Raw genomic sequence first — 9484 nt, 5'->3', positions numbered from 1 at the left:
CCATCAGCAGCGCCAGGATGATGCCCAGTTCCACCACCAGGTTGGTGGAACCGATTTCGAACGCCATCGCGGCGGTGAAGTCGGCGCCCTTGCGAAACAGCGACCGCGCCAGCGCCACCGCGGCGTACGAGCACGACGACGACGCCGCGCCCAGCCCCGCGGAGATCGCCAGGGTGCGCGGCCGGTCGTCGCCCATCAGCGACACGATCGTTGAACGCCGCACGACGGCCTGCACCACCGCCGAGATGGCGAAACCCAGGATCAGCGCCCACAAGATTTCCCACGTCATCGAGCCCGCGAGCGTCAACGCGTGCCCGATCGCCGATAGCACCGTCACTGTGTCCTCCTGGGTAAACCGTAGGGCGCCCGCATACCCCGTGCATTATACCCCGAGGGGGTATATCGCCGGCGGACGAGATAGTGGCCCGGCCGCCCGGCGCCTAGAATCGCTGGCAAATAGCCGGGCCCCGGCGTGTCGACGCAAACCCCGGGCCCCGCGCCCGTCGAGCCTCGGCGGGAGCCCGGCGCCGAATATGGATGAACCACCTCGTGCGGCCGTGGCGGCCGCGGTAACAGCGTGAACGGGCGCTTTCTGATGACACTGGATTCCTGCGACCTGGCCGGAAACGGCGCGGCGGGTTGTTTGAGGCGCCCCGAACGGGCAAATACCCGACACACCGGGCTCGCCACCGCTGTCACAGGGACAACACCAGGCACACTGGTAACAACCGGATCTTTGCAGACGCCAGGAGGGTATGGCCGTGTATCGAGTCTTTGAGGCGCTGGACGAACTCAGCGCCATCGTGGAAGAAGCCCGTGGCGTTCCGATGACGGCCGGCTGCGTGGTGCCCCGCGGCGACGTGCTGGAGTTGATCGACGACATCAAGGATGCGATTCCGGGCGAACTGGATGACGCCCAGGATGTGCTGGACGCCCGCGATTCGATGCTGCAGGACGCAAAGGCGCACTCCGAGTCCATGGTGGTCTCGGCGACCACCGAGTCGGAGTCCATGCTCAACCACGCCCGCGCGGAGGCCGACCGGCTGCTGTCCGACGCCAAGGCGCAAGCCGACCGGATGGTGAGCGAGGCGCGCCAGCACAGCGAGCGGATGGTCGGCGAGGCTCGCGAAGAGTCGATGCGCATCGCCACGGCGGCCAAGCGCGAGTACGAAGCCAGCGTCGGGCGCGCCCAGGCCGAAGCCGACCGGCTGCTGGAAAACGGCAACATCTCCTACGAGAAGGCCGTGCAAGAGGGCATCAAGGAGCAGCAGCGCCTGGTGTCGCAGAACAGCGTGGTGGAGGCGGCCAACGCCGAGGCCACCCGGCTCATCGACTCGGCGCACGCCGAGGCCGACCGGCTGCGCGGCGAGTGCGACATCTACGTCGACAACAAGCTCGCCGAGTTCGAGGAATTCCTCAACGGCACCCTGCGCTCGGTGGGACGCGGTCGTCACCAACTGCGCACCGCCGCCGGAACCCACGACTACGCCGTGCGCTAGCCCCGCGCGGCGGTCCACCCGGGCGGCCACGCCCTGGAATTGTCGGGTCAGCGCCGTAGGATTCCCGGTATGACGCGGCAGCACAGCACATCATCGGCCCGCGGCGCAGCGTCACGGCTTGCCGGACCGATGGCGTTCGACATCACCCGGCTCGGGCGGCGCCCCGGGGCCATGGTCACCCTGCGAAAAACCGTGCCCAGTCCGTCCCGCATCGGGCTGGACATGATCGCGATCGAGGCCGGCGCGGACCTGGACCTGGACCTCCAGGTCCAATCGGTGTCCGAAGGCGTCCTGGTGACCGGGACGGTGACCGCCCCGACCGCCGGTGAGTGCTCGCGTTGCCTGACCAAGCTACAAAGCCACGTGCAGGTGCGCCTGACCGAACTGTTCGCCTACCCGGACAGCACCACCGAGGCGACCACCGAGGAAGACGAGGTGGGCCACATCGTCGACGACACCATCGACCTCGAGCAGTCGATCCGCGACGCCGTCGGGCTGGAGCTCCCGTTCTCGCCCGTGTGCACCCCGGACTGCCCGGGGCTGTGTCCCGAATGCGGCGTCTCGCTGGCCGCCGAGCCGGGCCACCGGCACGATCGCATCGATCCGCGGTGGGCCAAGCTGGCGGGCATGTTCAGCGCCGAGTCGGACGAGTCGCGGGACCAGCGGTGAGTTCACGGCAGGTTCTGCTCGACGCCCTCGGGGTTGAACTGTCCGACGAACTGCTGTCCCTGGCGCTGACGCATCGCAGCTACGCCTACGAGCACGGCGGCCTGCCCACCAACGAGCGCCTGGAGTTCCTGGGCGACGCCGTGCTGGGGCTGACGATCACCGACGAGCTCTACCATCGCCACCCCGACCGCAGCGAGGGTGACCTGGCCAAGCTGCGGGCCAGCGTCGTCAACACCCAGGCGCTGGCCGACGTCGCGCGCAAGCTGTGCGACGGGGGCCTCGGCGTCCATCTGCTGCTGGGGCGTGGGGAGGCCAACACCGGCGGGGCCGACAAATCCAGCATCCTGGCCGACGGGATGGAATCGCTGCTGGGCGCGATCTATCTCGAGCACGGCATCGACGTTGCGCGCGAGGTGATTCTGCGGTTGTTCGGTCCGCTGCTGGACGCCGCGCCGACGCTGGGAGCCGGGCTGGACTGGAAGACGAGCCTGCAGGAGCTGACCGCGGCGCGCGGCATGGGCGCGCCGTCCTACGTCGTCACCTCCACCGGCCCCGACCACGACAAGGAATTCACCGCGGTGGTCGTGGTGGCCGAGACCGAATACGGCACCGGGGTGGGCCGCTCCAAGAAGGAAGCCGAGCAGAAGGCCGCTGCCCAGACCTGGAAAACCCTCGACGTGCTGGACACCGCGGGGACGACGCCCAACTAGATGGTGTCTGTCTGAATGCCCGAACTGCCCGAAGTCGAGGTGGTGCGCCGCGGCCTGCACGCCCACGTCGTCGGCAAGACGATCACCGCCGTGCGGGTGCACCACCCGCGCGCGGTGCGTCGTCATGAAGCGGGGCCCGCGGACCTGACCGCCCGGCTGCTGAACGCGAGAATCACCGGCACCGGTCGGCGCGGCAAATACCTGTGGCTGCTGCTCGACACCGAACCCGTTGGGCAGCAATCGGATACGGCGCTCGTGGTTCACCTCGGCATGAGCGGGCAGATGCTGCTCGGTGCGGTGCCGCGCGCCGACCACGTCCGGATCTCCGCGCTGCTCGACGACGGGACCGTGCTGAGTTTCGCCGACCAGCGCACCTTCGGGGGGTGGATGCTCGCCGATTTGGTCGAGGTGGACGGCAGCGTGGTGCCCGAACCGGTCGCGCACCTGGCGCGTGACCCGCTGGACCCCCGCTTCGACGCGGACGCGGTGGTAAAAGTCTTGCGGCGCAAGCATTCCGAGATCAAGCGGCAGCTGCTCGATCAACAGGTGGTGTCGGGTATCGGCAACATCTACGCCGACGAGGCGCTGTGGCGGGCCAAGCTGCACGGCGCGCGACTGTCCGACACGCTGAGCCGCAAGCAGCTGACCGCCGTGCTCGACGCCGCCGCCGCCGTGATGCGCGACGCGCTGGCCAAAGGGGGGACGTCATTTGACTCGCTGTATGTCAACGTCAACGGCGAGTCCGGATACTTCGACCGATCGTTGGACGCCTACGGCCGTGCGGGCCACGCCTGCCGTCGCTGCGGGGCGGTGATGCGCCGGGAGAAGTTCATGAACCGCTCGTCGTTCTACTGCCCGAAATGTCAACCGCGCCCGCGGGGTTGAGCTTTCGAACGCGGATGAGTCAATCGAAGATGTCGCGGCGCAGCGTCCCGGTGGGCAGCGCCGGGTCCACGAACCACTCGTGGCAAAACAGCGCACCGAACACCTGAGGCGGCAACCGCAGCAGCAGCCCGAACACACCCGCGACCAGACCCGAAGCGCCGATCTGGGAGCGGTGGGCGGCGAATGCGTCGCGCTTCTGGCGCGCGAATCCGAAGACGTTGACGCGATGGGTGATCGTGGCGCGGGGGGCGTAGGCGCCGCGGACGATGTCGCGTTCGTACGGCTCCGGCAGCCGCAACAAATGCGCGACATCGCTGACGCGAAGGAGCATTTCGCGCGGCATCGTCACCTCGAGTACCCGCGGGATGGCGGCGAGTTCGGCGGCCCGCTTGCCGACGTGGTGCACCTGGACGTGGTCGCGGTGGCCGTAGCCGCCGTTGGGCTGATAGCTGAGCAGCAGGTCGGCGTGTTCGTCGCGCAGGATGCCGGCCAGCCGCCCGGCCGCCTCGTCGAGGTCCGCGCGGCCGAATCGGGTGCGCCCGGGCGGATCCGGGTAGAAGAGCGGCCCGTAGCCGCTGTCGGCGTACCCCAGGCACTCCACCCGATGCGCCCCGAGAATGCTTGCGCTCAAACGCAATTCGTTCAGCCGGTCGTTGTGGTCCTCGTTGTGCACGCGACCGTCGGTCGCCGTGACCACGACCACCCGGTGCCCGGCCGCCGCCGCCCGCGCCAGGGTGCCACCCGTGAGCACGACCTCGTCGTCCGGGTGGGCATGGAATGCGACCACGGTGGACATGCAAAACAGTATGCCCGTGCCGGAAAAGTTCGGACGCCCGGTAGAAATGAGCCATGGCCGAACTATGGGTGGAACGCACCGGAACTCGCCGCTACACCGGGTACAGCTCACGAGGGGCGCAGGTGCTGATCGGCTCCGAGGACGTCGAAGGCGTGTTCACCCCCGGTGAGCTGCTCAAGATCGCGCTCGCGGCGTGCAGCGGGATGTCCAGCGACCTGCCGCTGACCCGCCGGCTGGGCGACGACTACAAGGCGGTGGTGAAGGTCTCCGGCGCCGCCGACCGGGAGCAGGAACGCTATCCGCTGCTCGAGGAGACCCTGGAACTGGACCTGTCGTCGCTGGCCGACGACGAGAAGCAGCGCCTGTTGGTCGTGGTCAACCGCGCGATCGACCAGGTCTGCACGGTCGGCCGCACGCTCAAGTCCGGAACCACCGTCAACTTCGAGGTCAGCTCCGAGGCGAAAAATGTCGGAGCCTGACACCCGGCTCACCGCATGGGTGCACGGCCAGGTCCAAGGCGTCGGTTTCCGCTGGTGGACCCGCTGCCGGGCGCTGGAACTGGGTCTCACCGGCTATGCCGCCAACCAGGCCGACGGCCGCGTTCTGGTGGTCGCCCAGGGCCCGCGGCCGGCCGGCGAGAAGCTGCTGCACCTGCTGGAAGGCGGCACCGCATGGCCGTCGCGGCCCGGCCACGTCGACAAGGTGGTCGCCGACTGGTCACAGCCCCAGGAGCGGTTCGAGGGTTTCGTCGAGCGCTGACGGGCACGGTCCGGGCGTCCGACGAGCCCCTGGGCCTCACATGTCACACCGGCACCGGCTGCGGCGTCGATGGGCGAATCCGCAACGTGATAGCGCCGGCGCTAGCGCGTTTCGCAGGGCGACATTCACCTTCCGCCCGTGGCTGATGTGACCACTGTGACCAGTGCGTCGACCGCCCGAAACGCCGCCCTATTTCGGGCCGGCCGACACCCCGCGGTGCCGCCGTCCGGGCCGATTTGAGCGGTAGTCTGGCTCGCCGTGTACCTCAAGAGTCTGACGCTGAAGGGCTTCAAGTCCTTCGCCTCGCCGACGACTCTGCGGTTCGAACCGGGCATCACCGCCGTCGTCGGACCCAACGGCTCGGGCAAATCCAACGTCGTCGACGCGCTGGCCTGGGTCATGGGGGAGCAGGGAGCAAAGACCCTGCGCGGCGGGAAGATGGAGGACGTCATCTTCGCCGGGACGTCGTCGCGGGCCCCGCTGGGGCGCGCCGAGGTCACCGTCACCATCGACAACTCCGACAACGCGCTGCCCATCGAATACTCCGAGGTGTCGATCACGCGGCGGATGTTCCGCGACGGCGCCAGCGAGTACGAAATCAACGGCAGCAGTTGCCGTTTGATGGATGTTCAGGAGCTGCTGAGCGACTCCGGCATCGGCCGGGAGATGCACGTCATCGTCGGGCAGGGCAAGCTCGACGAGATCCTGCAATCGCGGCCCGAAGACCGTCGCGCGTTCATCGAGGAAGCCGCCGGCGTGCTCAAGCACCGCAAGCGCAAGGAAAAGGCGCTGCGCAAACTCGACGCGATGTCGGCGAACCTGGCCCGGCTGACCGACCTGACCACCGAGTTGCGTCGCCAGCTCAAACCGCTGGGCCGCCAGGCCGAGGTGGCCCGTCGCGCCCAGACCATCCAGGCCGACCTGCGCGACGCCCGGCTGCGGCTGGCCGCCGATGACCTGGTCAACCGGCAGGGCGAGCGGGAGGCCATCTTCGAGGCCGAGGCCGCCATGCGGCGCGACCACGACCAGGCGGCCGCGCGGCTGGCGGTGGCGTCCGAGGAGCTGACGACGCACGAGGCGGCGGTCGCCGAACTCTCCAGCCGCGCAGAGTCCGTTCAGCACACCTGGTTTGCGCTGTCCGCGCTGGCCGAACGGGTCGCCGCGACCGTGCGCATCGCCAGCGAGCGGGCCCAGCACCTCGACGTCGAGCCGGTCGCCACCGGCGACACCGACCCCGCCGCGCTGGAAGCCGAGGCGGAGCGGGTCGCGGCCGCCGAACAACAGCTGCTCGCCGAGCTGGCCGGCGCCCGGACCCGGCTGGACGGCGCGCGCGCCGAACTGGCCGAGCGCGAGCGCGAAGCCGCCGAGGCCGACCGGGCTCACATGGCGGCCGTGCGCGCGGAGGCGGACCGGCGGGAAGGCCTCGCCCGGCTGACCGGCCAGGTGGAGACGATGCGGGCCCGCGTCGAATCGATCGACGACAGCGTTGCGCGGCTGTCCGAACGCATCGAAGCCGCCGCCGCCCGCGCGCAGCAGGCCAAGGTGGAATTCGAGACCGTGCAGGGCCGGGTCGGTGAACTCGACCAGGGCGAGGTGGGTCTCGACGAACACCACGAGCGCACCGTCGCCGCATTGCGGCTGGCCGACGAGCGGGTGGCCGAACTGCAGTCCGCCGAGCGGGACGCCGAACGCCAGGTGGCCTCGTTGCGGGCCCGCATCGAGGCGCTCGCGATCGGGCTCGAGCGCAAGGACGGCGCGGCGTGGCTCACCCAAAACCACGACGGCACAGGTCTTTTGGGTCCGATGGCCAAGTTGGTCAAGGTCCGGTCCGGGTATGAGGCGGCGCTGGCCGCGGTGCTGGGATCGGCGGCCGACGCCCTGGCCGCCGACAGCTTCGGCGCGGCCCGCTCGGCCGTCGCCGCGCTCAAGGAGGCCGACGGCGGCCGCGCCGCGCTGGTGCTGGGGGACTGGCCCGCCGATCAGCCCACCCCGCAGGCCGCCCCGGCGGGTGCGCTGTGGGCGCTCGACCTGATCGACGCGCCCGCCCGGCTGCGCGGCGCGATCACGGCCATGCTCTCCGGCGTCGCGGTGGTCGACGACCTGGACCGGGCGCTGGCGCTGGTGGCCGCGCATCCCCGGTTGCGTGCGGTCACCCTCGACGGCGACCTGGTGGGCGCCGGCTGGGTGAGCGGCGGCTCGGACCGCAAGCTGTCCACGCTCGAGGTGACGTCGGAGATCGACAAGGCCGGCGACGAGCTGACCGCCGCCGAGGCGCGGGTGGCCCAGCTCAGCGCGGCGCTGTCCGGGGCGCTGACCGAGCAGGCCGCCCGTCAGGACTCCGCCGAGCAGGCGCTGGCCGCGCTCAACGAATCCGACAGCGAGATCTCGGGGATGTACGAACAGCTGGGCCGGCTGGGCCAGGAGGCCCGGACGTCCGAGGACGAGTGGAGCAGGCTGCTGCGGCAGCGCGAGGAGCTCGAAGCGGGCCGGACCCAGACCGTCGCCGAGGTCACCGAACTGGAGACCCGGCTGCGCAACGCGCAGGAGACCCAGCAGGCGCCGACCGAAGATCCCGTGGACCGGCAGCGGATCGCCGCGGCGACCGAAGCCGCGCGCAGCGTCGAGGTGGAGGCGCGGCTGGCGGTGCGGACCGCCGAAGAGCGGGCGAACGCGGTGCGGGGGCGCGCGGACTCGTTGCGCCGCGCGGCCGCGGCCGAGCGCGAAGCCCGGCTGCGGGCCCAGCAGGCGCGGGAGGCGCGGTTGCGTGCCGCCGCGGTGGCGGCGGCGGTGGCCGACTCCGGGCGGCTGCTGGCGCAGCGGTTAACCGGGGTCGTCGACGCCGCGTCCAAGATCCGCGACGCGCTGGCCGCCGAGCGCCAGCAGCGCGCGACCGCGATGGCCGCGGTGCGCGACGAGGTGAACGCGCTGAGCGCCCGGGTGGCCGCCCTGACCGACTCGCTGCACCGCGACGAGGTGGCCAACGCCCAGGCGGCGATGCGGATCGAGCAGCTCGAGCAGATGGTGCTCGAGCAGTTCGGGATGGCGCCGGCCGACCTGATCGCCGAGTACGGGCCGGACAACCTGCTGCCGCCGACCGATCTGGAGATGGCCGAATACGAGCAGGCCAAGGAGCGCGGTGAGCAGGTCTTCGCGCCCGCGCCGATTCCCTACGACCGGGCCACCCAGGAACGCCGCGCCAAGCGGGCCGAGCGTGAGCTGGCCGAACTGGGCCGGGTGAACCCGCTGGCGCTGGAGGAGTTCGCCGCGCTCGAGGAGCGATACAACTTCCTGTCCACCCAGCTCGAGGACGTCAAGGCCGCCCGCAAGGACCTGCTCGGAGTGGTCGACGAGGTCGACGCCCGCATCCTGCAGGTGTTCAGCGAGGCGTATGCCGACGTCGAACGCGAGTTCACCGAGGTCTTCACCGTGTTGTTCCCCGGTGGCGAGGGGCGGCTGCGGCTGACCGACCCCAACGACATGCTCACCACCGGCATCGAGGTCGAGGCCCGGCCGCCGGGCAAGAAGGTCACCCGGCTTTCGCTGCTGTCCGGCGGCGAGAAGGCGCTGACGGCGGTGGCCATGCTGGTGGCGATCTTCCGGGCCCGCCCGTCGCCGTTCTACATCATGGACGAGGTGGAGGCCGCCCTCGACGACACCAACCTGCGGCGGCTCATCTCGCTGTTCGAGCTGCTGCGGGCGCGCTCTCAGCTGATCATCATCACGCACCAGAAGCCGACGATGGAGGTCGCGGACGCGCTCTACGGTGTGACCATGCAGGGCGACGGCATCACCGCCGTCATCTCCCAGCGGATGCGCGGCCAGCAGGTGGACCAGCTGGTGGGCGCGGTCGAGTAAGGCCCGGTGACCGACGCACACCGGGCGACTTGAAACAATGTCAGCGTGTCCCAAGGTCTTTGGATCGCCATCGCGGTCGTCGCTGCCCTGCTCGTCATCACCGCACTGGTGGCAGGCCTGCTGCGGTACCGCCGGCGCCGGATCAGCTTCTCCACCCGCACCGAGCCCGGCGCGATCGACCGCTCCGGCGGCTACACCGCGTCCTCGGGTATCACCTTCAGCCAGACCACGACGGCCGATCGGCTCGAGGGCGTCTACCCGCTGCCCGAAGCCCAGCGCGACCGCTTCCTGTTCAAGATCAACGTCGGCTA

Annotated in this window: 9 protein-coding genes and 1 pseudogene; 8 read left to right on the top strand and 2 right to left on the bottom strand. The window is 70.2% G+C overall.

What is annotated here, in order from left to right; genetic code table 11:
• Positions 1–289: permease (locus A5646_RS02330; RefSeq protein WP_231998217.1), on the bottom strand; the 289-nt coding region annotated here is incomplete at its 3' end.
• A 472-nt stretch (positions 290–761) separates the two neighbouring features.
• On the opposite strand from A5646_RS02330, the gene sepIVA reads away from it, so the two are divergent.
• The 4 genes from sepIVA (at position 762) to mutM (ending at position 3763) form a co-directional block, all read left to right on the top strand.
• Entirely contained in the window at positions 762–1499 is a 738-nt protein-coding gene (sepIVA, locus tag A5646_RS02325) for a cell division protein SepIVA (protein WP_067019570.1), read from the top strand.
• 69 nt (positions 1500–1568) lie between these two features.
• The gene (locus A5646_RS02320) at positions 1569–2168 is read left to right on the top strand and encodes a DUF177 domain-containing protein (RefSeq protein ID WP_197505095.1); all 600 of its coding nucleotides are present in this window, start codon (positions 1569–1571) and stop codon (positions 2166–2168) included.
• Positions 2165–2878: a ribonuclease III gene (gene rnc / locus A5646_RS02315; RefSeq protein ID WP_067019566.1), complete on the top strand. Its 714-nt coding sequence runs from the start codon at positions 2165–2167 to the stop codon at positions 2876–2878. Before A5646_RS02320 ends, rnc begins: the two co-directional genes overlap by 4 nt.
• Positions 2879–2893: 15 nt before the next feature.
• Positions 2894–3763, top strand: coding sequence for a DNA-formamidopyrimidine glycosylase (gene mutM / locus A5646_RS02310; RefSeq protein WP_067019563.1), 870 nt, complete (start codon positions 2894–2896; stop codon positions 3761–3763).
• 19 nt (positions 3764–3782) lie between these two features.
• Here mutM and A5646_RS02305 read toward each other — a convergent pair whose 3' ends face one another.
• Positions 3783–4559: a PIG-L deacetylase family protein gene (locus tag A5646_RS02305; protein ID WP_066876555.1), complete on the bottom strand. Its 777-nt coding sequence runs from the start codon at positions 4557–4559 to the stop codon at positions 3783–3785.
• A 53-nt stretch (positions 4560–4612) separates the two neighbouring features.
• Between A5646_RS02305 and A5646_RS02300 the strand changes: the two genes are divergently transcribed.
• From A5646_RS02300 to A5646_RS02285, 4 genes and pseudogenes are all read left to right on the top strand, one after another.
• Positions 4613–5038, top strand: a complete 426-nt coding sequence (locus A5646_RS02300; RefSeq protein WP_066876553.1) for an OsmC family protein — start codon at positions 4613–4615, stop codon at positions 5036–5038.
• Entirely contained in the window at positions 5025–5318 is a 294-nt protein-coding gene (locus A5646_RS02295) for an acylphosphatase (protein ID WP_066859986.1), read from the top strand. The genes A5646_RS02300 and A5646_RS02295 overlap by 14 nt, the downstream gene beginning before the upstream one ends.
• A 258-nt stretch (positions 5319–5576) precedes the next feature.
• On the top strand, positions 5577–9173 hold the full coding sequence (gene smc / locus A5646_RS02290; protein ID WP_066876550.1) for a chromosome segregation protein SMC: 3597 nt from the start codon (positions 5577–5579) through the stop codon (positions 9171–9173).
• A 45-nt stretch (positions 9174–9218) separates the two neighbouring features.
• Positions 9219–9484: pseudogene (locus A5646_RS02285) on the top strand (hypothetical protein); the annotation flags it as partial.

Origin of the sequence: Mycobacterium sp. 1245499.0 (genome assembly GCF_001673615.1) — a bacterium.
Classification (GTDB): Bacteria; Actinomycetota; Actinomycetes; order Mycobacteriales; family Mycobacteriaceae; genus Mycobacterium; species Mycobacterium europaeum_A.
The sequence above is the reverse complement of the archived record's forward strand: the minus strand, read 5'-3'. Positions and strand labels throughout refer to the sequence as shown.

Bases quoted from the DNA above. Each gene is read 5' to 3' on its own strand.
- mutM (WP_067019563.1), top strand. From the start codon at position 2,894: ATGCCCGAACTGCCCGAAGTCGAGGTGGTGCGCCGCGGCCTGCACGCC.
- A5646_RS02320 (WP_197505095.1), top strand. From the start codon at position 1,569: ATGACGCGGCAGCACAGCACATCATCGGCCCGCGGCGCAGCGTCACGG.
- A5646_RS02305 (WP_066876555.1), bottom strand. From the start codon at position 4,559: ATGTCCACCGTGGTCGCATTCCATGCCCACCCGGACGACGAGGTCGTG.
- A5646_RS02300 (WP_066876553.1), top strand. From the start codon at position 4,613: ATGGCCGAACTATGGGTGGAACGCACCGGAACTCGCCGCTACACCGGG.
- A5646_RS02295 (WP_066859986.1), top strand. From the start codon at position 5,025: ATGTCGGAGCCTGACACCCGGCTCACCGCATGGGTGCACGGCCAGGTC.